This window comes from Candidatus Vicinibacter proximus, from assembly GCA_016713905.1.
Lineage (GTDB): Bacteria > Bacteroidota > Bacteroidia > Chitinophagales > Saprospiraceae > Vicinibacter > Vicinibacter proximus.
This window is the reverse complement of the sequence record JADJOE010000002.1, coordinates 487,994-510,512: the sequence shown is the minus strand read 5'-3', so window position 1 is coordinate 510,512 and position 22,519 is coordinate 487,994. Positions and strand designations below refer to the sequence as shown.

28 protein-coding genes are annotated in these 22,519 nt (G+C 34.8%); all 28 read left to right on the top strand.

Annotated features, from left to right (window positions below):
* Positions 1–186: 186 nt before the first annotated feature.
* The 28 genes from IPJ83_08510 to IPJ83_08375 all read left to right on the top strand — a co-directional run bounded on the left by IPJ83_08510 (position 187) and on the right by IPJ83_08375 (position 22,430).
* Positions 187–531, top strand: coding sequence for a hypothetical protein (locus IPJ83_08510; protein ID MBK7880583.1), 345 nt, complete (start codon positions 187–189; stop codon positions 529–531).
* A gap of 4 nt (positions 532–535) precedes the next feature.
* Positions 536–832, top strand: coding sequence for a hypothetical protein (locus tag IPJ83_08505; GenBank protein ID MBK7880582.1), 297 nt, complete (start codon positions 536–538; stop codon positions 830–832).
* Between the two features lie 204 nt (positions 833–1,036).
* The gene (locus tag IPJ83_08500; protein MBK7880581.1) at positions 1,037–1,384 is read left to right on the top strand and encodes a hypothetical protein; all 348 of its coding nucleotides are present in this window, start codon (positions 1,037–1,039) and stop codon (positions 1,382–1,384) included.
* Positions 1,385–1,631: 247 nt separating this feature from the next.
* Positions 1,632–2,264, top strand: a complete 633-nt coding sequence (locus tag IPJ83_08495) for a hypothetical protein (protein MBK7880580.1) — start codon at positions 1,632–1,634, stop codon at positions 2,262–2,264.
* Positions 2,261–2,461 carry a hypothetical protein gene (locus tag IPJ83_08490; GenBank protein ID MBK7880579.1) on the top strand — a complete coding sequence of 67 codons (201 nt, stop codon included), beginning with the start codon at positions 2,261–2,263 and terminating at the stop codon, positions 2,459–2,461. Before IPJ83_08495 ends, IPJ83_08490 begins: the two co-directional genes overlap by 4 nt.
* Entirely contained in the window at positions 2,458–3,402 is a 945-nt protein-coding gene (locus IPJ83_08485; protein MBK7880578.1) for a hypothetical protein, read from the top strand. The genes IPJ83_08490 and IPJ83_08485 overlap by 4 nt, the downstream gene beginning before the upstream one ends.
* A 248-nt stretch (positions 3,403–3,650) precedes the next feature.
* Complete coding sequence (locus IPJ83_08480) at positions 3,651–4,709, top strand: adenine-specific methyltransferase EcoRI family protein (protein MBK7880577.1); 1,059 nt, start codon at positions 3,651–3,653, stop codon at positions 4,707–4,709.
* A complete protein-coding gene (locus IPJ83_08475; GenBank protein MBK7880576.1) occupies positions 4,706–5,788 on the top strand; it encodes a DUF262 domain-containing protein in 1,083 nt (360 codons plus the stop codon). Before IPJ83_08480 ends, IPJ83_08475 begins: the two co-directional genes overlap by 4 nt.
* Positions 5,789–6,017: 229 nt before the next feature.
* A complete protein-coding gene (locus IPJ83_08470; GenBank protein ID MBK7880575.1) occupies positions 6,018–7,052 on the top strand; it encodes a hypothetical protein in 1,035 nt (344 codons plus the stop codon).
* Between the two features lie 11 nt (positions 7,053–7,063).
* A complete protein-coding gene (locus IPJ83_08465; GenBank protein MBK7880574.1) occupies positions 7,064–7,657 on the top strand; it encodes a T9SS type A sorting domain-containing protein in 594 nt (197 codons plus the stop codon).
* 194 nt (positions 7,658–7,851) lie between these two features.
* Entirely contained in the window at positions 7,852–8,433 is a 582-nt protein-coding gene (locus tag IPJ83_08460; GenBank protein ID MBK7880573.1) for a DUF4738 domain-containing protein, read from the top strand.
* Positions 8,420–8,584, top strand: coding sequence for a hypothetical protein (locus tag IPJ83_08455; GenBank protein ID MBK7880572.1), 165 nt, complete (start codon positions 8,420–8,422; stop codon positions 8,582–8,584). Before IPJ83_08460 ends, IPJ83_08455 begins: the two co-directional genes overlap by 14 nt.
* 1 nt (position 8,585) lies before the next feature.
* A complete protein-coding gene (locus IPJ83_08450) occupies positions 8,586–9,350 on the top strand; it encodes a hypothetical protein (GenBank protein MBK7880571.1) in 765 nt (254 codons plus the stop codon).
* Positions 9,351–9,418: 68 nt separating this feature from the next.
* On the top strand, positions 9,419–10,183 hold the full coding sequence (locus tag IPJ83_08445; GenBank protein ID MBK7880570.1) for a hypothetical protein: 765 nt from the start codon (positions 9,419–9,421) through the stop codon (positions 10,181–10,183).
* Between the two features lie 134 nt (positions 10,184–10,317).
* Positions 10,318–10,995: a hypothetical protein gene (locus tag IPJ83_08440; protein MBK7880569.1), complete on the top strand. Its 678-nt coding sequence runs from the start codon at positions 10,318–10,320 to the stop codon at positions 10,993–10,995.
* A 198-nt stretch (positions 10,996–11,193) separates the two neighbouring features.
* The gene (locus IPJ83_08435; GenBank protein MBK7880568.1) at positions 11,194–11,538 is read left to right on the top strand and encodes a hypothetical protein; all 345 of its coding nucleotides are present in this window, start codon (positions 11,194–11,196) and stop codon (positions 11,536–11,538) included.
* A gap of 4 nt (positions 11,539–11,542) precedes the next feature.
* Positions 11,543–11,839: a hypothetical protein gene (locus tag IPJ83_08430; GenBank protein MBK7880567.1), complete on the top strand. Its 297-nt coding sequence runs from the start codon at positions 11,543–11,545 to the stop codon at positions 11,837–11,839.
* A 184-nt stretch (positions 11,840–12,023) separates the two neighbouring features.
* The gene (locus tag IPJ83_08425) at positions 12,024–12,671 is read left to right on the top strand and encodes a hypothetical protein (protein MBK7880566.1); all 648 of its coding nucleotides are present in this window, start codon (positions 12,024–12,026) and stop codon (positions 12,669–12,671) included.
* A gap of 137 nt (positions 12,672–12,808) precedes the next feature.
* Positions 12,809–13,582: an FRG domain-containing protein gene (locus tag IPJ83_08420; GenBank protein ID MBK7880565.1), complete on the top strand. Its 774-nt coding sequence runs from the start codon at positions 12,809–12,811 to the stop codon at positions 13,580–13,582.
* Between the two features lie 197 nt (positions 13,583–13,779).
* The gene (locus IPJ83_08415) at positions 13,780–14,199 is read left to right on the top strand and encodes a hypothetical protein (GenBank protein MBK7880564.1); all 420 of its coding nucleotides are present in this window, start codon (positions 13,780–13,782) and stop codon (positions 14,197–14,199) included.
* Positions 14,200–14,402: 203 nt separating this feature from the next.
* The gene (locus IPJ83_08410) at positions 14,403–15,377 is read left to right on the top strand and encodes an SRPBCC family protein (protein MBK7880563.1); all 975 of its coding nucleotides are present in this window, start codon (positions 14,403–14,405) and stop codon (positions 15,375–15,377) included.
* Between the two features lie 35 nt (positions 15,378–15,412).
* The gene (locus IPJ83_08405) at positions 15,413–16,081 is read left to right on the top strand and encodes a DUF4738 domain-containing protein (protein ID MBK7880562.1); all 669 of its coding nucleotides are present in this window, start codon (positions 15,413–15,415) and stop codon (positions 16,079–16,081) included.
* Entirely contained in the window at positions 16,068–16,220 is a 153-nt protein-coding gene (locus tag IPJ83_08400; GenBank protein MBK7880561.1) for a hypothetical protein, read from the top strand. Before IPJ83_08405 ends, IPJ83_08400 begins: the two co-directional genes overlap by 14 nt.
* Positions 16,221–16,230: 10 nt before the next feature.
* On the top strand, positions 16,231–16,908 hold the full coding sequence (locus tag IPJ83_08395; protein MBK7880560.1) for a hypothetical protein: 678 nt from the start codon (positions 16,231–16,233) through the stop codon (positions 16,906–16,908).
* Between the two features lie 163 nt (positions 16,909–17,071).
* Positions 17,072–18,346: a hypothetical protein gene (locus IPJ83_08390; protein ID MBK7880559.1), complete on the top strand. Its 1,275-nt coding sequence runs from the start codon at positions 17,072–17,074 to the stop codon at positions 18,344–18,346.
* 164 nt (positions 18,347–18,510) lie between these two features.
* Complete coding sequence (locus IPJ83_08385; protein ID MBK7880558.1) at positions 18,511–19,158, top strand: hypothetical protein; 648 nt, start codon at positions 18,511–18,513, stop codon at positions 19,156–19,158.
* Between the two features lie 831 nt (positions 19,159–19,989).
* On the top strand, positions 19,990–20,913 hold the full coding sequence (locus IPJ83_08380; protein ID MBK7880557.1) for a T9SS type A sorting domain-containing protein: 924 nt from the start codon (positions 19,990–19,992) through the stop codon (positions 20,911–20,913).
* The gene (locus IPJ83_08375) at positions 20,913–22,430 is read left to right on the top strand and encodes a T9SS type A sorting domain-containing protein (protein MBK7880556.1); all 1,518 of its coding nucleotides are present in this window, start codon (positions 20,913–20,915) and stop codon (positions 22,428–22,430) included. The genes IPJ83_08380 and IPJ83_08375 overlap by 1 nt, the downstream gene beginning before the upstream one ends.
* Positions 22,431–22,519 lie beyond the last annotated feature (89 nt).

Below are 22,519 nucleotides of genomic sequence, written 5' to 3'. Positions count from 1 at the left end.
ATTATTATTTACAAGATTTCAATTTGCAGCTTAAGAATTAGTACTCTCAAAAGTCATCGAAATGAACTAAACAGCTTTTATGAAGCACATTTATAATATTATGAATAATAAAAAGAGTTTTTTCACAGTCTGACGTTAGCAGCAACCCAAACAGACGTATACCGACAATTACAAACAGACAATAAAATGGAATATACAGAACTTGACCATTTAAAAGACAAAGAGCAAATCGTAACTGACATTTACGAGAAATTAATCACTGAACTACACAAATTCGGACAAATAAAAGTTGAACCGAAAAAGACAAGCATTCATCTTGGAAACAGATTTGGATTTGCAGGCGTATACACTCGTAAAGACTATATTAACCTTGAAGTTCATTTAAACTACAAACTGACCAGCGACAGAGTATCAAAAATAGAACAAGGTTCTACAAATCGTTTTCACCATACAATCAAGTTGACAAAAACCAAAGACATAGACAAGGAATTATTAACTTGGCTCAGAGAAGCCTACGAACTAAAAAAATAGACAGATGAATAATATTATCAAAGGACTTATTGCAGGAACAATTTTTGGAATAGTTTCAATAATTCCAATGTTCTTTATGACATTTGAAGACAAAACAAGAGCAATGACTGCTTCATTTATAAGCAGATTTGCAATTGGCTTTATTATTTTTAATATGGAACTTCCAATTCCTAATTGGCTTAAAGGTGGTCTTGTTGGACTTGTTTTGAGTTTGCCAGACGCTATTGTAACCAAACAATATGCACCAATACTTGGACTTGGACTAATTGGTGGAATTGTATGTGGACTATTAGCAAAATAAAATCGGAAAACAATAGACAGAAAATGGGCAGCTGCTAACAGGGGTTTGAACGCAATGGGGGCAGAAGTAGTAAATTCAGCATTTGTACTTCTATTAAACTTTTGTGGTTTATTGAACATTTGCACTTCTAATTCCCCCACTGCGTCAAGCCCCAAACCGTTACCTGCAAGCTTAAAGACAAACTTCAAAGACAAAAAGACCAGAATGATTGACCGAGACTTTTGTGAATTTTTAGAATATGAAATCTGTAAAGCGTTTGAGCATACAGACAATGACCAAATCAAAGGCTTTTGGTGTGACGGAATTTTATTAAACCAACCTGACAGTTCTTATTCTCAAAAATTTGTAAATGACAATAGACAAGTAAAATTAAAAGCCTTTATCGGCAAAGACGGACAAACAGAATACGAATTGACTTTGAAATTTGGAAACAAGTCATTAAGCAGATACGCAAGAAACTTGGACATTAAAGAATGTGTGCCAAACCCAGACAAACAAAACTGGTTTGACATTGACACTACACGAAATAATATTGAGATACAACTTGACTAACGACAGAAAGCCAGCAGGTAACAGCACATTTGCAATAGGCGGGGTTTCGTGCTCCGCAGACACATTTATGCAAGTCGACAGTTTTGTGCTCCGCATAAACATTAGTGGTAGGAATCCCGCCCATCGCAAATCTGCAAAACGTTATGGGCAACCTTAAACAACGACCGTTCAAACAGTGACAGAAGAATTAAAAACATCAATTGAGGGACTTTACACGACCTTCTCACGCTATCCATTCAGTTCGACAATGGTCGGCTGCCCTTGCTGCGTTTCTGACACAGACAAAGAAAAAATTCACACTAAGCAACTTCGACATTTAGATGGTGACGACCTTTCGAGGTATGCTTTTAAGGCAATGACAACTTGGGGCGACACGGACGACTTCAAGCACTACTTGCCACGGATATTCGAGTTACTTTCAACAACTGACTTTATCGTTGACACCTTTGTTGTTTTAGGTAAACTTGACTATGGTAAATGGACAACTTGGGCGACAGAAGAGCAAAGAGTAATCAAATACTTTTTACTTGCATGGTGGACAGACATGACGAAGAACAAAAGCTATTTCGACAAAGAGGCTTTTATAGAAATTTACAAGTTGCTTGGCGACATAGACCAATTACTTGACAGGTGGGTAATATCTTTTGACGACAACAGTTTCAAAAACTTAATTGACTTACTTGACAACTATTATCATGACTTGACCAACAAAAGCAATCAGTTTAAAGAGGTTGACAAAGGTTCTATTGACAAACTGGTCGTTTGGCTGACGGACAAGCAGGAAATAATTGAGAAGGGCTTTTTCCACTATGAAAATATTGATAAAGAGTTTGCTGAGAAAGTATCGAACACACTTTATGTAATTGAATGGCCAACATGATAGACAACAAGGCAGCCCATAACAGCACCTACAAGAAATTGGCGGTTCAGTGGTTAAATGAAGCTTTGTTCTTCGTATCAAGTTCAGTGCTGGCAGACAGTTTTCGTCTCCGAAATCGCCAACTTCTTGTAGCTGCAATCCGTTATGTGCAAGGCTATGACGACAGAGTAGTCAAAAACATTAAGTTAAACGAATGAGAAAATACGACAATTATAATCCAGCGACACATAATGGCTATTTGCCGATTCGGACACTTCAACATAACTTAATTGATTGGTTCGAAAATGTAACTCCTGATTTCCTACAAGAGATATTTTATGAAACAGAATTTAATGGACTGCAAAAGGGAATTGGTTACAAAATAGAAAGGCAGCCAATAACAGAATCATCTGAGATAACACCACAACGGAAAATTTGGCTTTATGAGAATTACAATCAGTTTCTTTGGACTGTTTCTTATTCCTTAATCGTTCTATTTGACGAAGGAATACAAATACCAATTCTTTCAAGGAGATATAACGGAACAATCGATTATGAAAATATTCATATAAGACGAGCAGTTGCAACCTTTAAAGAAGGCTTTAATTTATTCAAGAATTACAATGACTGGGTTTTCTTTGACTTGCCAAATCCTGAAAAATTTGTCGAGTATGAAAAAACATATATTGAAAAAGCAAACGGAATTTTCTGTGCTGCAATGACCTTTACTCTTCTTCACGAATTTGGACATCAATATTTCGGACATCTCGAAGTAAATCCGACACCAGAAGAAAGTAAAAAAGATGAGTTTAATGCAGACGACTTTGCCTATGATAAGTTTGCAACAAAATTCGACACCGAATATGCAAAAACACTTAAACTTGGTGTAGTTGTAGCATTAATATCATTAGCATTTTTTGACGACACCATCGAAGGTGGTGAACAACATCCTGACCCTGACCAAAGAATTCTTGCACAATTACAAAAAATGAATCTTGACGAAAAAGACAATCTATGGGGTGTTGCAAGTTTAGCTTTTAGATTATGGTCTATTGCATATAATAAACCTTTTGACTTTCCAACAGAAGTAGAAAATTACAAGGAGTTATTTGACCTAACACTTCAAAGAATTAATGATTACAAAGCAGGACAACTATGACAAACAAGAAAAGCCCAGCACATAACATGCGTTTGGCGTCATGCGGGGTGACATTCTTACATTCAAGTTCAGTTTTTCAAATCAACTTTAGTGCTGGGTTGAAAGTTTTGTGCTCCGAAATCCCGCACGAACGCCAAGCGCAAAAACGTTAGGTGCAAGCGTAAGACGACCGACAGAGCAATCATAAACCGACCGACAGAAGAACAAAATATTAAATTTGAAACCGAAAGAAAAAAGTAAACGACATAATGACTGAGAAAGCAAAAAATAAAAACTTACAAGAAGCGAAGACCAATAAAAAGGACGAATTTTATACGCAGCTTTCCGACATTGAAAGAGAGTTAAAGTATTACAAAAAGCACTTTAAAGACAAAGTTGTTTACTGTAACTGTGACGACCCACGAGTGAGCAACTTCTTTCATTTCTTCTCATACAACTTTGAGAAACTTGGACTTAAAAAACTCATTGCGACTTGCTACAAAAATCAAGATATGGACTTGTTCAGCCAAAACAACTCTGAACAAGCAATCTATTTAGAATACACAGGCGACAAGAACGGAAATAACGTTCCTGACCCAAACGAAATAGGGATAAAAAAACTAAAAGGTGACGGAGATTTTAGAAGCAAAGAATGTATTGAACTTTTAAAAAAATCAGACATTGTTGTTACTAATCCACCTTTTTCACTATTCCGTGAATACGTTTCTCAACTCATTGAGTATGACAAGAAATTTATAATTGTCGGACATCAAAACGCTATAAAATACAAAGAAATATTTCCATTAATCAGAGACAACAAACTTTGGTTAGGTTACGGATTTAAAGGTGGTGCAGGACATTTTATAAACGAACATTACGAAGATTACGCAACTGCAACAGACCGAAAGGAAGGAATGATAAGAGTGTCAGGAGTTCATTGGTTTACCAATCTTGAAATCAATAAACGACACGAAGATTTAATCCTTTATAAAAAATACACCCCAGAAGAATATCCAAAATTTGAAAATTTTGATGCAATCAATGTTGATGTAACAAAGGACATTCCAATGGATTATGAAGGCTTTATGGGTGTTCCCATAACTTTTATGGACAAATACAATCCCGACCAATTTGAGATTATCGGAGTTGGTATTGCAAACTTAGGTCTTGAAATGGGCATACAGCCTTACAAGCCCGAACATAAAAAATACAGAAAAGAAGTTCAGAAACGTGGTGCGGTTGACGGTGATTTATATATGATGGTTGATGGAGCTGTAACCGTTCCGTATTCACGAATAATAATCAAGAACAAGAAAGTGCAAAAATGAAAATAGAACTCAAAGAAATAACAGTCCAAGACCTTACAAATGGTTACGAAGACAACCAAGAAAACGGAGTTGTTGGTTACGGTGGCAAATTGGACATTCGCCCACCCTACCAACGTGAATTTATTTACAAAGACAAGCAGCGTGAAGCAGTAATAGACACGATTACAAAAGACTATCCTTTGAATGTAATGTATTGGGCAGTTCGTGAAGATGGAAACTTTGAAGTAATAGACGGACAACAAAGGACAATTTCAATCAGCCAATACGTTGAAGGAGATTTTGCTTTTGAAAGCAGATATTTTCACAACCTGCAAAAAGACGAACAAGAACAGATTTTAAACTATAAAATAATGGTTTATCTGTGTAGCGGAACAGACAGCGAAAAATTAGAGTGGTTCAAGACAATCAACATTGCAGGAGAAAAACTAACCGACCAAGAATTAAGAAATGCAGTTTATTCAGGTTCGTGGGTTTCAGACGCAAAAAGATATTTCAGTAAAAATGGTTGTGCTGCATACGGTTTGGGTGGCGACTACTTGAACGGAACACCAATAAGACAAGACTATTTAGAAACCACAATTAAATGGATAAGCAAAGACGACATTGAGCATTATATGGCTAAACAACAACACGAGCCAAACGCCAATGATTTGTGGTTGTATTTTCAAAGCGTAATTAATTGGGTTAAGGTTGTCTTTCCAAAGTATCGTAAAGAGATGAAAGGCATACAATGGGGTTTTCTTTACAACGAGTTTAAGGACAAGAAATTTGACCACAAAAAACTTGAAGAAGAAATCACCAAACTAATGCAAGACGAAGACGTGACCAACAAAAAAGGAATTTACGAATACGTTTTGATACGCAAAGAAAGGTTTTTACAAATTCGTGCATTTACAGACAATCAAAAACGGGAAGCATACGAAAGACAGAAAGGAATTTGTCCAGTTTGCACAGAAGAATATCAACTTGAAGGAATGGAAGCCGACCATATTACACCTTGGCATTTAGGCGGTAAAACGACTGCTGACAATTGCCAAATGTTGTGCAAGGACGACAACAGAAGAAAAAGCGGAATATGAAGATAACCAACGACATAGTACAAGAACGCCAGCACCTAACAGCGGTTTGGCGTAATGGCGGGTTCAGTGCTTCGTATGACAGTTTTGTGCTAAGTTCAAGTGCAGTTCTTCGTATAAACATTTGTGCTAAAAATCCGCCACTACGCCAAGCCGCAAAACGTTAATTCCAATTTCAAGAACTAAAAAGATCTTCAAATCGTTAAATAAAAGATATGAATGTCCACCAAATATGAAAAATAATTTTTACACGATCCTACTTCTAAATCTATTATTATTAGATAGTTCTTTTGCTCAGAAATATACTCCATTAAATTTTAAAAATTATATTCCACTATGGACGCATCTTCACAATACAGATAAGATTCCAATAAAAAGTGGTAATTGGATTTTTCTGGAACAAAACTTTTATAGAGCCCCGGCAGTAATTGACAAAAATGTCTTATATAATGTGTATAATGTAGTTTTTGGTCCTGCATGGATAGGTGGTTACTATGTTGAGGCAATTGATATCACAAATGGAATGTTGTTATGGGATCAAATATATTATAGTGAAACTGTCGGAGAGAGGCGTTATGCGAATAGACCAATTGTTAATGGAGATACACTGGAATTATTGATCCACGAAGAATATAGTAAGTTTGATACATTATTTAAACCAATATGGTTTGTTGCGTCTGCTAGAAGGTTGATTTTAAACAAAAACAATGGGGAAATACTGGACTCAAGCTTTTCAATTCCAAAAGATCCACATGCAAGAAGAATTCCTGTTCCCTTTCCCTATGGTCCTACACATCTTTACTATATTGATACAAACTTTATTGTCATAAATCATTTGGTCTTGACAGACACAGTTTCTGGAAAAAGCAGCATCTGGTATAATCGAATAGTACTTGACCTTAGTAATAAAGAAATAGGCAATACTGAACTCTACGTTCCAACTAAGTACCATAAATTGGTTGATGGATTATACAATTATGATAATAGCAATAGTACATTTTGTACATATACTTCAGAAACTCATCCTGATTCAGTGGTGCAACAAGACTTTGATATTGGGTATTATTACATGGACAAAAACTTAAATATTCTGAATTCGGGCAATCTGAATATCTTAAAAACAGCTGATGCAAATCAATTTGGACCATCATATATTTCAGAAGATCATTTCATATTTAGCTCAGGTTTTTATCAGGATAATCCTTACTATTTCCAATCTTTGGGTTTTATCCTTTTTGATCGATTGGGGAATCCTATAGAAAAATAGATCTTAGGCCTTTGGAAAGTGATTCAAGAAAGGCAAGATTCACACTAGCTACATTTTTAAATACTTCAAAAGGCCCTAGGATATTAATTTGTGTTCATTCAGTAACAAAAAATATCGTAGAAACCTACATATCAGATGGCTTAGGGAACATAAATAAAACAAATACATTTTTTATTGATCCTGGAGCTAAGACTGAAATTTTAATAAATAAATTAGATATAGTAGGAAATAATTTATTGCTCAATTTTATTTATAGGGAAAATCGTACAGGTTTAAATGAGTCTCCACTTTGGTCTAGTTGGATTATGATTAAGGGTGAAGATATTGGTATTTTGACTACAAATAAAGATGTAAGTTTAAGTAGTGAAAGTATATTAAAAATATCTCCCAATCCAACTTCTGATATTTTGACAATAGAATTTGATAATGTAACTTCAGGAAAGCTACAAATTTATAATGAAATTGGTCATTTGATTAGTTCTAAAGATTTATATGATGTTAAGAATTATAATTACAATGTAAGTGAATTAGTTGATGGCAAATATCACATTAAGTTTATCGACGACAATAAAATATATAATGCACAATTTATTAAAGTTAAATGATGGTATTATACGTTAATGATTAAAATTAGAGTCCGAAAAATAAAATTAGGCGTAAGAAAAAATGAAACTGGAATTAACACAGTATTGACGATCATGCCACCAAATTACTTACTTTTTCAGGATTGGTATAAATGAATATTATTTTTCACTCTTGGTTTTAATCAAATGGTGGCACGTCGTCAATACAAAACGTTATGGGCAACTTTAGACAGTCGACACAAATGAGAAACAGCATAATAATTTCAACATTGACACTTTTACTTATTGCTTGTAATACAAATACAGACAAGAAATCGACAGACGTTGAAACTGCCGACAGTTCAACAGTTTCTTTAACAAATATCAATTCAGAAAGATTTCTTCCAGAGACTAAAGCAACTGAAAAATTCGACACATTAATAGCCGACAAACAATTGCAAGTTACAATCATACGGATAGACCTTGACAGCTATGTAGTAAATGAATATGAAGACAACGGTAAAAAGCAAATCGACAAGTATAGAGATGCAGAAATAGCATTGACAATTAAACAAAAGTCGCAAATACTTTTGGACACCGTTTTCAGAAAAGAGCAGTTTTCAAAGTATAGTGACAAGGGTTTTATGGATATTGCAATTTTCCACAATTATTGGTTTAACAAGTTAGACAAAGACAAAATAGAACTTTTTGGAGTAATTAGTAAACCTGATACTGACTGGACAATTGACTTTCACCATTACTTTGACTTGACAAATAGAAAGCTGACCTTTAAGCAAGAAATAAATGACGAAGAATAGAAAAGCAGCCCATAACAGCACATTTGCAATAGGCGGGGTTTCGAGCTCCGGAGACAGTTTTGTGGTTACAGAAAATTTGTATCTTCGAATAAGCATTTGTGCTGGAAAACCCGCCCATCGCAAATCTGCGATCCGTTACAGGCAATTATAAAATGAAACAGACAACACTTTTTATCCTAACATTATTTATTCTGACCTTTGACTGCAAGGCACAAAACAACGACTGCTTTGAGGTCAAGTATCTGGATTTTTTTGGCATTGCGGACTTTGACACCATAAAGTGGCCAGACAATGAGTTAAATCAATTATTAAAAAGAGACTTCACAAAAAACGAAAAGGACAAGGAATTAAAAACTAACTTTCTAATTCCTATGATTGTCCTACAACTTAAAGGCTTTCATCCTACCTGCGAGAAATTATCTGACACTACTCAATACAGTAAATTAATCCAACTATATTTCAATATTCGTCAAAAAGACAAATCTGTGATTAATGGAAAAACTCTTCCTCAACAATTGGAATTTATCAGACAAGACTATTATGACCAGGTGCTTAACGACACTTTATTACCATTTATGAACTATACTTTGGACGATGGCCCATTATTCGGTCAGCTTTCAAAGTATATTCCAAAATTAGACAATGGAAAATATATTGAGACTGACTTCGGGAAACTGACAATTGTAAAGTCAAATGAAAAAATCCACTTAATAGCGACAGATAATAAACAAAGAGTAATGTGGACAAGAGTAATGACTGGAACTTCTGAAAGAGTTTTGACAGACTTACACTTCGGAGAAAACCCTGTGTTCAAAACATCTCGTGCATATATAATTGCTATGAGCTCAGAAGGCGAAAGGCTGACCTTATATTTAAAATTGGACGGAAACTTTATGTATTACTACCACTCATGGTGATGGACAAAACTGCCTGTAACAGCACATTTGCAATAGGCGGGGTTTCGTATCCGAAGAAAGTTTTGGATTTGAAAAAAATTTGTATCTTCGAATGTGCATTTATGCTGGAAAACCCGCCCATCGCAAATCTGCAAAACGTTACCCGCAAGCTTAACAGAACGACACAACAAAAAAAAATGACACGAGAAGAATTTGTTAAAAACTTTTACTTAGAACGAAAATCACTTGTCGAACTATATTTAAGTTTTGACAAAGAGACTGACGTTTCTAAACTAATTGTCGACTTACATCTTGACGAACAAAAAACTGAGAATATTCGACAAATTTTGAATGGGGTTTTAAGAGACGCATTTTACACAACTTTGTTGGGACTTGACGGTGCAGTGCAAATCGGAGAACGACAAGAAACATATAAAATTGAAGATGAAAACGGCAATATATTGACAGGTGGACAAATCGAAATTTTCGCTTGGGAATATTTTCACAACAACAAGTTTGAGTTAGAAAATTCAAATGCAGACTTTATTGCAACATTGACATACAAGACTACAAAGCAAGGCGGACGAAAAACATCAGCTAAAACGGGCTATAGACCACAAATGAAATTTGACTTTGATGAAATGCAAACTTCAGGACAACAAACGTTCATTGACAGAGAACTTGTTTTCCCAGGTGACACAGTTGAAGCAGAAATAAAAATTCTTGCTATTGACCATTTCGCAAACCGACTGTCAGAGAAAATGCAGTTTGAATTTAGAGAAGGTGCAACAGTAATTGGAACAGGAATAATTAAGCATATAATCAATGAGAAACTCAAAAAAGCCAGCAGGTAACAGGCGTTTGGCAAAAAAGCGGTTTCTATGCTTAAATGAAGCTTTGTGTTTCGTATCAAGTTCTGTGCTGGTAGAAAGTTTAGGGCTTCGAAATCAGCTTCTTCGCCAAGCGCCAAAACGTTAGTGGCAACCGTATGACGACAGCAATCAAGAAAATATTATCTTACATTTTGATCTCAATTTTTGTGGTTGGACTTTGGTGGTTTCTGACAGGGACAGACAATTATGCCTGGTTTCCAAAAGGGAAAGAAACTTTAATGCTTGACATTGCTCTCAATTTAATTTTTTACTACAAAACTCTTTTTTGGTTAGTTGTTTCAAACGTGACAGTTTTTGCAGTTAGACAATTGCTGAGCAAGAACTACAAGACGACTGCTATTACAGCACTTTTTGCAATAGCATTTTACTTTTTAGTAGGACAAGTGGTTGACAAAAAATGTGCTTTTCATTATTATTCAGTTTTTCATAACCAATCTGTTTCAGAAGAGTATATCGACAGACCAATACTAGAAGCAGGCTATCAAATCGGACCAATTGTAACTGAAAATATTGCTGACAAAGAAATGAAATATAGACGTTATGCTATCGGTGGACTTGAAAAAATAAAATATGCACCAGCGACCCCAACGCTTACCAAAATCCTACTTGACAAAAGTGAAATAGATGTCTTTAGAGCAGACGCATTTAAAGCATTAACTTCATTTGGCACAGACGAAACAAGGAAAATTATTTCTACTTTTAGACAACAAGCAAATGACACACTCGACAAAAAAGTAATTGAATATGCAGACTACTGGATGAAAAATAAATAGCGGACGACATAGAACGGCAGCCACTAACAGCATATTTGCAATAGGCGGGGTTTCGTGCTCCGCAGACAGTTTAGTGGTAGCCGAAAGTTTTGTGCTCCGCATAAAAATTAGTGATAAAAATCCCGCCCATCGCAAATCTGCAAACCGTTAGCAGCAACCCAAACAGACGTATACCGACAATTACAAACAGACAATAAAATGGAATATACAGAATTTGACCATTTAAAAGACAAAGAGCAAATCGTAACTGACATTTACGAGAAATTAATCACTGAACTACACAAATTCGGACAAATAAAAGTTGAACCGAAAAAGACAAGCATTCATCTTGGAAACAGATTTGGATTTGCAGGCGTATACACTCGTAAAGACTATATTAACCTTGAAGTTCATTTAAACTACAAACTGACCAGCGACAGAGTATCAAAAATAGAACAAGGTTCTACAAATCGTTTTCACCATACAATCAAGTTGACAAAAACCAAAGACATAGACAAGGAATTATTAACTTGGCTCAGAGAAGCCTACGAACTAAAAAAATAGACAGATGAATAATATTATCAAAGGACTTATTGCAGGAACAATTTTTGGAATAGTTTCAATAATTCCAATGTTCTTTATGACATTTGAAGACAAAACAAGAGCAATGACTGCTTCATTTATAAGCAGATTTGCAATTGGCTTTATTATTTTTAATATGGAACTTCCAATTCCTAATTGGCTTAAAGGTGGTCTTGTTGGACTTGTTTTGAGTTTGCCAGACGCTATTGTAACCAAACAATATGCACCAATACTTGGACTTGGACTAATTGGTGGAATTGTATGTGGACTATTAGCAAAATAAAATCGGAAAACAATAGACAGAAAATGGGCAGCTGCTAACAGGGGTTTGAACGCAATGGGGGCAGAAGTAGTAAATTCAGCATTTGTACTTCTATTAAACTTTTGTGGTTTATTGAACATTTGCACTTCTAATTCCCCCACTGCGTCAAGCCCCAAACCGTTATGTAGCATAAAAACATATAATAATGAAAAGAAACACAATCAATATTCTGATTTCAGTATTATCTATATTTTCAGCTCAACGATTGCTTGCTCAAGAAAATAAATTCTTATTAAGTATTGAATACTCACCGAATTGTTCAAAAATTACTGATGAAGTGGCAAATGAAAAATACAAATTAAGTCACAATGCTTTAATAAGAATTGAATATAATACAAAAGGAAAGATTAAGCCATCATTAGGTTTAGGATATCTCAATACCGGTGAGTTAGAAAAATCTGAAATTGGAGGACAGCAGGGAATTGAAGAAGTAAAATTCATTCATAATTATAATTATCTTTTCATTCCAATTGGGGTGATAATCAAATTTGGGAAGTTTTATTTCTTACCTGAAATTGGACTTGGAGTTAATATATCAAATAATACAAGACAAATAACGAAATTTACAAACGGTGAAACAGAAAAGGAAACGCGAGATGAAACCTTAATTTCTGGCGAATTTAATAAACTTTCAATCCCATTGTCATTAAGTGTCGCAAGGCAAATTTCAATTGGTAGTAAATCATTTTCAACAGGATTGAAAGGATACTATGGAATTAACAAAGTTGTAAGAGATGTGCCTCGAAACAATCATTATTTTGGACTAGGGGTAATATTAGCAATGAATTTATAAATGGAAATACGCTACATAACAATGCATATGACGATCAGCCTTCCCATTCGGTCAGGCCGCCGCATATGCCAAACGTTAGGTGCAACTCTTTATAAGTATTTTCTTTTAAGTAAGCATTTTTTAAAACATCTCGGAATATGGAAAATATTGAAATAAAATCATTTGATCATCTTTTGAAAATTCTTAGAAAAGAAGAATATCAATGCGGTCACGTAATTTTCCGAGGTGTAACTGATAGAAAGAATCACAAATTAATTCCATCAGTCGGAAGATTGAAGGAATTCCAACATGAACCATTATCGGAGTTAGTAAGACATGAAAGGGAGTTATTGAGTTTATACAGACATAAGACTTACGGTGAACTGCGAAAAATACCTCATAATGATTGGGTTTGGCTTGCTTTAGGTCAGCATCACAGTTTACCAACTCGATTGTTGGATTGGACCTATAGTCCATTAGTCGCAGCATTTTTCGCCACTGAGCCTAAAATTAAATATGATGGAACATTACTTCCTTTAAACCCAAGTGGAGGAGCGATATATCTTTTGCACGATTGTAATTACTTAGATGCTTATACGACGACGCTTGATCCATTTGAAACTGATGATTATAAGATAGTTTACACTCCCGTTATTACGAATAGAATTGCCGGACAAGGCGGTTTATTCACAATTCACAAAGATCCACGAGAAGAGTTTGATATCGGATTTGAAGGAAAGCGAAAAGGAAAGGGAAAAACAAATCCTAGGTGGATTCATAAATTGGAATTTAGCCAGGAAGTTGGAAAGGAAATACAACGAACGCTTCACTTTCTTGGAATTAGAGAAGGAAGCATTTATCCCGATATTGATGGATTTGGTTTGGACACAAAGATTCGATTTGCAATTGGCGACTGTCACACAATGTACTAGAGAGCAGCACCTAACAGCGGACAAGCGCAATTCGGGTATTTTGGAAAGCTGAGCTTTTTCGTTTCTTTGTATCTTCGTCGTCGGCTGAAAGATTTCGATCACCAATCCCGAACTGGGCCTGCCCGCGAAGCGTTAGCGGTCATTGTAACGAACGCCCCAACAACTTGACAATTGAACATTAGATACAATAATTACAAATGGACAACTTGAAACACTTTCTTAAAATATTGACAGTTGTATTTCTATTGACAGTTACAAAATCCTTTGGACAGAGTAACGGATGTGATACTGTTTACAGTTATGTTGAAGTAATGCCAAAATATGACAAAGACATTAAAGGTCTTTCTGACTATTTGATGAAAGAATTGGTTCCAATTATTGGTGACTGTATAAAGCGTGACACCGAAATAATTGCAAGTTTGATTATAATCTTGACTATTGACAGCAATGGAAAAGTAATTGGCGCAACTTTTCCAAAACATAATTTGACCTCATTTTGTAAAGACGAATTAAAGAAAAAACTTTTGACAATGAATGGCTGGACAGCGGGACAAAAAGATGGACTGCCTGTATGTTGCGAATTCAACTGGCCAATTAGTTGTTTAAAATGGGAGTGACATGACAAAGAACATTCAAAGGCAATGACAAACGAGAAAGGCCAACGAACCGCTAACAGCACATTTGCAATAGGCGGGCTTTCGTGCTCCGAAAAAGTTTTTGGTTTCAAGAAAGTTTGTATCTTCGAATGGGCATTTGTGTTGGGGAACCCGCCCATCGCAAATCTGCGGAACGTTATATGCCACTTTAGGACGACACGACAATGAAAGAACAAATAGAAAATATATTGCCAACTGACGACAAAAAACGAAAATGGATTTCGGTCGGACTGACTGTTATCATTTCAGGACTTTTGACAATTTGGGGCATTTACGGAATTGGACAATATGGAATTGCCTTGTTTATTTTAACACCTCTATTGATTGGTGCGGGTTCGACAATTTTATACGGACTGAAAAAAGAGATAACAAAAAAGGAAGCGTGGCAAATTGGCTTTTTGACACTTGGAATTTTTACGGCAGGACTTTTAGTGTTTGCAATTGAAGGTGTAATCTGCATTGCAATGGCTGCACCAATTGGACTTTTGTTGACTTGGGTTGGGAGTTTAATTGGCTATGCAATAGTCAACAAGACACCAAACAACGCACCAACGACAATGCTAATTTTAATCGGTATCATTCCGACAATGGCGTTTATAGAAAAAGACAACGAACCGACTTTGACTTCGGTTGTAACTTCAATAGAGATTAACGCAGACCCTCAGACAGTTTGGAAAAACGTTGTTGAGTTTCCGCAACTTGACGAGCCGACCGAATTTATTTTTAAGACTGGAATTGCATATCCAATAAACGCAAAAATTGAAGGAACAGGAGTTGGAGCGGTTAGACATTGCAACTTCACGACAGGAAGTTTTGTAGAACCAATAACCGTTTGGGACGAACCACGACTTTTAAAATTTGACGTAGTAGAACAACCCGAACCAATGAAAGAATTAAGTTTTTGGGACATTGACGCTCCTCACTTACACGACTATTTTGTTTCTAAACAAGGACAATTCAAACTGACAGAATTGCCAAACGGAAACACGCTTTTAGAAGGCACAACTTGGTATTATCACAACATAAGACCGACATTTTATTGGCAAATTTGGAGTGACCATATCATTCACAACATACACGAACGAGTTTTGACACACATAAAGAGAAACGCTGAAAATGAAAAGAAAAGCGGCATATAACACGGGTTTTGCGTCAGGCGTGGTGGCGTGCAAACTTGGAGTTTTGTGCTTCTATTCAAGTTTCGTGCTGGTTGACAGTTTTGTTCTCCGAAACCCGCCCGAACGCAAAGCCCGGAACCGTTATGGGCAACTTTAGACAGTCGACACAAATGAGAAACAGCATAATAATTTCAACATTGACACTTTTACTTATTGCTTGTAATACAAATACAGACAAGAAATCGACAGACGTTGAAACTGCCGACAGTTCAACAGTTTCTTTAACAAATATCAATTCAGAAAGATTTCTTCCAGAGACTAAAGCAACTGAAAAATTCGACACATTAATAGCCGACAAACAATTGCAAGTTACAATCATACGGATAGACCTTGACAGCTATGTAGTAAATGAATATGAAGACAACGGTAAAAAGCAAATCGACAAGTATAGAGATGCAGAAATAGCATTGACAATTAAACAAAAGTCGCAAATACTTTTGGACACCGTTTTCAGAAAAGAGCAGTTTTCAAAGTATAGTGACAAGGGTTTTATGGATATTGCAATTTTCCACAATTATTGGTTTAACAAGTTAGACAAAGACAAAATAGAACTTTTTGGAGTAATTAGTAAACCTGATACTGACTGGACAATTGACTTTCACCATTACTTTGACTTGACAAATAGAAAGCTGACCTTTAAGCAAGAAATAAATGACGAAGAATAGAAAAGCAGCCCATAACAGCACATTTGCAATAGGCGGGGTTTCGAGCTCCGGAGACAGTTTTGTGGTTACAGAAAATTTGTATCTTCGAATAAGCATTTGTGCTGGAAAACCCGCCCATCGCAAATCTGCGATCCGTTAGTGGCAACCGTATGACGACAGCAATCAAGAAAATATTATCTTACATTTTGATCTCAATTTTTGTGGTTGGACTTTGGTGGTTTCTGACAGGGACAGACAATTATGCCTGGTTTCCAAAAGGGAAAGAAACTTTAATGCTTGACATTGCTCTCAATTTAATTTTTTACTACAAAACTCTTTTTTGGTTAGTTGTTTCAAACGTGACAGTTTTTGCAGTTAGACAATTGCTGAGCAAGAACTACAAGACGACTGCTATTACAGCACTTTTTGCAATAGCATTTTACTTTTTAGTAGGACAAGTGGTTGACAAAAAATGTGCTTTTCATTATTATTCAGTTTTTCATAACCAATCTGTTTCAGAAGAGTATATCGACAGACCAATACTAGAAGCAGGCTATCAAATCGGACCAATTGTAACTGAAAATATTGCTGACAAAGAAATGAAATATAGACGTTATGCTATCGGTGGACTTGAAAAAATAAAATATGCACCAGCGACCCCAACGCTTACCAAAATCCTACTTGACAAAAGTGAAATAGATGTCTTTAGAGCAGACGCATTTAAAGCATTAACTTCATTTGGCACAGACGAAACAAGGAAAATTATTTCTACTTTTAGACAACAAGCAAATGACACACTCGACAAAAAAGTAATTGAATATGCAGACTACTGGATGAAAAATAAATAGCGGACGACATAGAACGGCAGCCACTAACAGCATATTTGCAATAGGCGGGGTTTCGTGCTCCGCAGACAGTTTAGTGGTAGCCGAAAGTTTTGTGCTCCGCATAAAAATTAGTGATAAAAATCCCGCCCATCGCAAATCTGCAAACCGTTACCTGCCATTTTAAATGACCGACACATCAAACATAAAACGACAATTTTTCAACTCACTAAAACGTGGGACAGGCGAAGCGTATTTATTAGTGAAAGACAATCCGATAATTGACTTTTCAAATCACATTATCAAAGGTGCTCTGAATATTTACGCTTATGACGGACAAAGTGAAGATGACAGAGCAAAATATATTTTTGACATAATCTCTATCTCAAACCAGAAGGACAAAATTCGGAAGGCTGTTTTACAAGGTTTAGCAACTGAGCAAGATAACACTTGGAATTTGACACATTTAATTGCCATTGCCAAACTTTATGCTCAACAAAACGACACCGAATTAAAGCAAGCAATTTATGACAGATTTTTAATCAACCCGATTGAAGGTTCGGATTGGGTTGGAGCTTATGAAATATTAGAACTAGACGGTTTAAACGGACTGTTTTATGTAAGCGAAAAATTCGGAAGATACATTGAACAAAATCCTGACGATTGGCAAGACGATTGGATAATTAGGCGTTTTCAGGAAGAAAACGAAAGCATAAAAGTTTACGAAGAACTTAAAAAGAAAGCCAGGACGAACAAGTTCATTCGCATTTATCTTGACAATATAAAACGAACAAAAGCAAGTCAAGAAAAGCACAAAACAAAACCAACAAAATACAAAGACATTATTGATGAAATACTGAACAGTAAACCATTTATCTCATTCAGACGAAAAAGAAACTTAACAGACGAAGAAATAAATCTAGTTGCCACACAACTCATTAGCGAAACGGATAAATCAAATATTGAAAGACTGCTAGATATTTTTGATTTTTACAAATTTCCTTACGATAGTCAAATAATTTTAGACTTGGCAAAGCAAAAGCCGACAAGTAAAAACAGAATAGTTGAATATGCTATTTACGCATTAAAACATTTGAAAAGCAAAGACATTAGAAACTTTGCTTTGGACAAAATACAAAACTCTAAAAATCCGATTGACTATTTAGAAATTTTAGTTTCTAACTACAAAAATGGGGACTTCAAGCTATTAAGCGAAACTGCAAATAAGACAAAAAGCGAACATAAAATTGAGCAATTAGCAGGAATATACTCGTATATCTACAAAGCCAACAAGACAAAAGAATGTAAAGAACCACTTGAAATTTTATACAATAAAATGAATTGTGCAATTCACAGAAAAGGCATAGTAGAAATTCTTATTGAGAACAAAGTATTGACAGACAAAATCAAACAAGAAATTAAATTTGACTGCGACTTAGAAACGAGAAAATTAACGAAATGACAAGAAAAACGGCAGGTAACAGGCGTTTGGCAAAAAAGCGGGTTCAGTGCTTAAATGAAGCTTTATGCTTCGTATCAAGTTCAGTGCTGGCAGACAGTTTTGTGCTTCGAAATCCGCTTCTTCGCCAAGCGCCAAAACGTTATGTAGCATAAAAACATATAATAATGAAAAGAAACACAATCAATATTCTGATTTCAGTATTATCTATATTTTCAGCTCAACGATTGCTTGCTCAAGAAAATAAATTCTTATTAAGTATTGAATACTCACCGAATTGTTCAAAAATTACTGATGAAGTGGCAAATGAAAAATACAAATTAAGTCACAATGCTTTAATAAGAATTGAATATAATACAAAAGGAAAGATTAAGCCATCATTAGGTTTAGGATATCTCAATACCGGTGAGTTAGAAAAATCTGAAATTGGAGGACAGCAGGGAATTGAAGAAGTAAAATTCATTCATAATTATAATTATCTTTTCATTCCAATTGGGGTGATAATCAAATTTGGGAAGTTTTATTTCTTACCTGAAATTGGACTTGGAGTTAATATATCAAATAATACAAGACAAATAACGAAATTTACAAACGGTGAAACAGAAAAGGAAACGCGAGATGAAACCTTAATTTCTGGCGAATTTAATAAACTTTCAATCCCATTGTCATTAAGTGTCGCAAGGCAAATTTCAATTGGTAGTAAATCATTTTCAACAGGATTGAAAGGATACTATGGAATTAACAAAGTTGTAAGAGATGTGCCTCGAAACAATCATTATTTTGGACTAGGGGTAATATTAGCAATGAATTTATAAATGGAAATACGCTACATAACAATGCATATGACGATCAGCCTTCCCATTCGGTCAGGCCGCCGCATATGCCAAACGTTATAGGGCATTTTAGAACGACAACAAAAGAAACAATTAAATAAAATATATTATGAAACTTAAATTTTTTCTTCTGACGTTCATCCTTCTCTTTTCGAGAGGTTGTGACTTCTATTCAACAAGCCTTTGGTTTTTTGACAACCCGACAGGAGAACAAAACCCTTTATACAAATTTTTTGGCGTTGGATGGACTGGTTTAATTATATCTAATGTAATTATTGTTGGGATTATAATCTATGCATTTTATTACTATACGTTTAAGTATAGTCCGACACAAATCAAATCCACTTCAAATAACCTGACAGACTTTGTCTCTGAACTATATTTTAATGAAAAGGGACGATTTCTCGAAATTTTCTATAAGACACCAAAAAACAAAAAGACGCTTCTTGCGCATTCAGGATATGTTTTAGTTCGAGTTCTTATTTTTGTAAGTTTCATAGCAACAATTCACAATTTATGTCAATTCTATAATATCTCATTTTACAATTCATTTAGAGATTTAGTTGGCAGGCCATTATATGTTATTTATGGACTAATGATAATCTCAATTTTTTATTTTTCGTATAGACTTTGGGACAAGGAGTATAGACAAACAATTAACCACTTTGAAACTGACAATGAATAAAAACGCCCTATAACAGGCGTTTGGCTCAATGGCGGGTGACTTGGTTAATTGAACATTCTACCTCGAATCAATCCCCAAAGTTTTTGGGGATGGTGTATTGACGGTTTTGTGCTCCGAAATCCGCCACTGTGCCAAGCGCCAATACGTTATTTCGAAAATTATTTCTTTACCCTGAATTAATTCAACTATACCCTGTTTTACAGACATTTTATAATAACAATGTAAATACCAATGTTGGGTATTTGGTCAAGGCTGAAAAACTTTTTGATGATGCATACCAGTTAAGCCAATCAATTAGTGCTAACATTAATAGCAACTTAAACAATCAATTATTAATTTCTTCTGAAATTGCTGAATTAGACAGTTTACTATCCATATCTGACGAACCAGATTCTAGTGTTATATTGCAGAGAACTATATTAGCACAACAATATTTATATCATCAATTGCAGTTAGATTCCTTTTATTCCCAAGCAAAACTTGATTTTTATTTTGGATTAGAATTGGCTCTAAATCAATTACAACTCATTAACGCAATATCAATTTATGAAACCAATGAAAAGGCATACTTAAATATATTTTTGAATTCTCTTAGGTATCAGGATGGAAGGATTAAAGAAAGTCAGGGAGGAATCCTGAATAGTATTGCTGAACAATGTCCTACTGTTGGAGGATTTGCAGTGATAAATGCAAGAAACCTGTTGCCTTATTGCTATTCCAATTTTTATGAATTTTGTCATGAGCAAATTGATATTCCATATGGAGATCAAACATTTATATATCTAGGTGACAACCCATTAATTGGATCCAATAATCAATCTAATCAAGAAGGCTTATTTAGCAATTTAATGTTGAATTCAGCAATTAAATCAGATCAATTTATTACAGAATATCTATACGAGATATATAATTTGTCTGGTCAAAAAATTGAATCAAGTAATAATCCAATAGACATTCACAATAGAGTTAATTTTAGTAATGGAATATATTTACTTGTCACTACTGATATTTCAGGAAATATAACGGTAAGTAAATTTGTAATACTTAAATAATGCAATTTCTCATTAAAAAAATTGCACGAAGGGTCGGAATATTAATTCTTCCCATCATTATAACTCATTCTTTGCTTTACTGTCAAAAAGAACGTAATGCTACTTGGATCTTAGGAAATACAACTGATGGGAATTTGGTGCGCTTTAATGATAGTGTGTCAGTTTCATTAATTGACCCAGGAATAGATTTCGCTGGTTCTAATTCAAGTATTTCTGACATAGAAGGCAAACTACTCTTTTATACTAACTCATGTTGGGTTGCTAATGCTAAATTTGAAATAATGAAAAATGGAGATACCATAAATCCAGGTGCAGCTAAATTTAGTGAATGCGATGAATTCTATGGACCAACCTCTCCTGGTTGTGTCATCACGGAATACCCTGGCAGAAAAGATTATTATTATATATTCAATATTGATTTTGATATTCCTTACTTCGGTATAGATTCATTTGCTGCATTTGCCCCTCAGAGGGTAATGTATCATATTGTAGATATGACAAGAGACTCCGGTAAGGGTGAGGTGGTATTAAAGAATCAAATTGCATTATATGATACACTTGGTAGGGCCAGCTTAGTAGCCTGTCGTCATGCCAATAAGAAGGACTTTTGGCTCATTGCTCCAAAATCTCATACTAATTGTTACTTTGTGTTTCTTGTAGACGAAAATGGAGTAAATAAGCCATCACTTCAATGTCTTGGAGAACGTTGGTCAGACCTTGATGGACAAGGACAAGCTGTATTTAGTCCAAATGGCCAGCACTATGCCAGAATGAATAAATGGAATGGATTGAATATTTATGATTTTAATGATAGTACAGGACAATTATCCAGTCCTAGACCTAGAATTATGTTTAATCAAGATACATTTCATGTTACCGGATTGTCTTTTTCTCCAAATTCAAGATATCTATACGCAAGTCCACTTTATAAAGTAATCCAATTTGATATGCAATCTTCAAATATTGAAGCATCTAGAATAGATATTGCTCAATATGATGGATTTCGCAATCCTTATGGAACAGTATTTTATTTATCGGCTCTGGCACCTGATGGTAGAATATACATTAGTGCCACAAGCAGTACTTATAACTTGCATGTAATAAATAAACCAGATTGTCCTGGAAAAGCATCCGAAATAATTCAACATGGGGTTACACTACCTGGATTTAACTTCTCATCTATACCAACTCAACCACATTATGGTTACCCGCCTTCAAACTATCGTTGTGATAGCACATTAAATGGAGTTAAGGAAGATTTAACCAGTAAAAGATTATTTGATGTTTATCCAACTGTAACAAAAGATAAAGTAATAATTAAATATAATGGGAATCAATATAAAGAAAATAGAGTCGTTAGAGTGACAAATCTCACTGGGAATCAACTTACTTACTATTTTTCACTTCAAACATTTAATGAATTAGATCTTTCAGAACTTTCTTCAGGCATTTATTTATTGCAAATTTTAAATAAGAATAAAGTTATATTCCAGAATAAATTGGTTAAAATCAACTAAAATTAATTTGAATGATCTTGCAAAATCAACAAGAATAGATGTATGTAAACATTAATTTGAAATAGAGAATTCACATCTGATAACAAAGT

Excerpts from the sequence above, each read along its gene's own strand:
- IPJ83_08510 (MBK7880583.1), top strand. The coding sequence starts at position 187 with ATGGAATATACAGAACTTGACCATTTAAAAGACAAAGAGCAAATCGTA.
- IPJ83_08485 (MBK7880578.1), top strand. The coding sequence starts at position 2,458 with ATGAGAAAATACGACAATTATAATCCAGCGACACATAATGGCTATTTG.
- IPJ83_08505 (MBK7880582.1), top strand. The coding sequence starts at position 536 with ATGAATAATATTATCAAAGGACTTATTGCAGGAACAATTTTTGGAATA.
- IPJ83_08385 (MBK7880558.1), top strand. The coding sequence starts at position 18,511 with ATGAAAAGAAACACAATCAATATTCTGATTTCAGTATTATCTATATTT.
- IPJ83_08475 (MBK7880576.1), top strand. The coding sequence starts at position 4,706 with ATGAAAATAGAACTCAAAGAAATAACAGTCCAAGACCTTACAAATGGT.
- IPJ83_08470 (MBK7880575.1), top strand. The coding sequence starts at position 6,018 with ATGAAAAATAATTTTTACACGATCCTACTTCTAAATCTATTATTATTA.
- IPJ83_08495 (MBK7880580.1), top strand. The coding sequence starts at position 1,632 with ATGGTCGGCTGCCCTTGCTGCGTTTCTGACACAGACAAAGAAAAAATT.
- IPJ83_08480 (MBK7880577.1), top strand. The coding sequence starts at position 3,651 with ATGACTGAGAAAGCAAAAAATAAAAACTTACAAGAAGCGAAGACCAAT.
- IPJ83_08375 (MBK7880556.1), top strand. The coding sequence starts at position 20,913 with ATGCAATTTCTCATTAAAAAAATTGCACGAAGGGTCGGAATATTAATT.
- IPJ83_08415 (MBK7880564.1), top strand. The coding sequence starts at position 13,780 with ATGGACAACTTGAAACACTTTCTTAAAATATTGACAGTTGTATTTCTA.
- IPJ83_08450 (MBK7880571.1), top strand. The coding sequence starts at position 8,586 with ATGAAACAGACAACACTTTTTATCCTAACATTATTTATTCTGACCTTT.
- IPJ83_08435 (MBK7880568.1), top strand. The coding sequence starts at position 11,194 with ATGGAATATACAGAATTTGACCATTTAAAAGACAAAGAGCAAATCGTA.
- IPJ83_08390 (MBK7880559.1), top strand. The coding sequence starts at position 17,072 with ATGACCGACACATCAAACATAAAACGACAATTTTTCAACTCACTAAAA.
- IPJ83_08400 (MBK7880561.1), top strand. The coding sequence starts at position 16,068 with ATGACGAAGAATAGAAAAGCAGCCCATAACAGCACATTTGCAATAGGC.
- IPJ83_08395 (MBK7880560.1), top strand. The coding sequence starts at position 16,231 with ATGACGACAGCAATCAAGAAAATATTATCTTACATTTTGATCTCAATT.
- IPJ83_08490 (MBK7880579.1), top strand. The coding sequence starts at position 2,261 with ATGATAGACAACAAGGCAGCCCATAACAGCACCTACAAGAAATTGGCG.
- IPJ83_08430 (MBK7880567.1), top strand. The coding sequence starts at position 11,543 with ATGAATAATATTATCAAAGGACTTATTGCAGGAACAATTTTTGGAATA.
- IPJ83_08410 (MBK7880563.1), top strand. The coding sequence starts at position 14,403 with ATGAAAGAACAAATAGAAAATATATTGCCAACTGACGACAAAAAACGA.
- IPJ83_08500 (MBK7880581.1), top strand. The coding sequence starts at position 1,037 with ATGATTGACCGAGACTTTTGTGAATTTTTAGAATATGAAATCTGTAAA.
- IPJ83_08425 (MBK7880566.1), top strand. The coding sequence starts at position 12,024 with ATGAAAAGAAACACAATCAATATTCTGATTTCAGTATTATCTATATTT.
- IPJ83_08420 (MBK7880565.1), top strand. The coding sequence starts at position 12,809 with ATGGAAAATATTGAAATAAAATCATTTGATCATCTTTTGAAAATTCTT.
- IPJ83_08455 (MBK7880572.1), top strand. The coding sequence starts at position 8,420 with ATGACGAAGAATAGAAAAGCAGCCCATAACAGCACATTTGCAATAGGC.
- IPJ83_08460 (MBK7880573.1), top strand. The coding sequence starts at position 7,852 with ATGGGCAACTTTAGACAGTCGACACAAATGAGAAACAGCATAATAATT.
- IPJ83_08440 (MBK7880569.1), top strand. The coding sequence starts at position 10,318 with ATGACGACAGCAATCAAGAAAATATTATCTTACATTTTGATCTCAATT.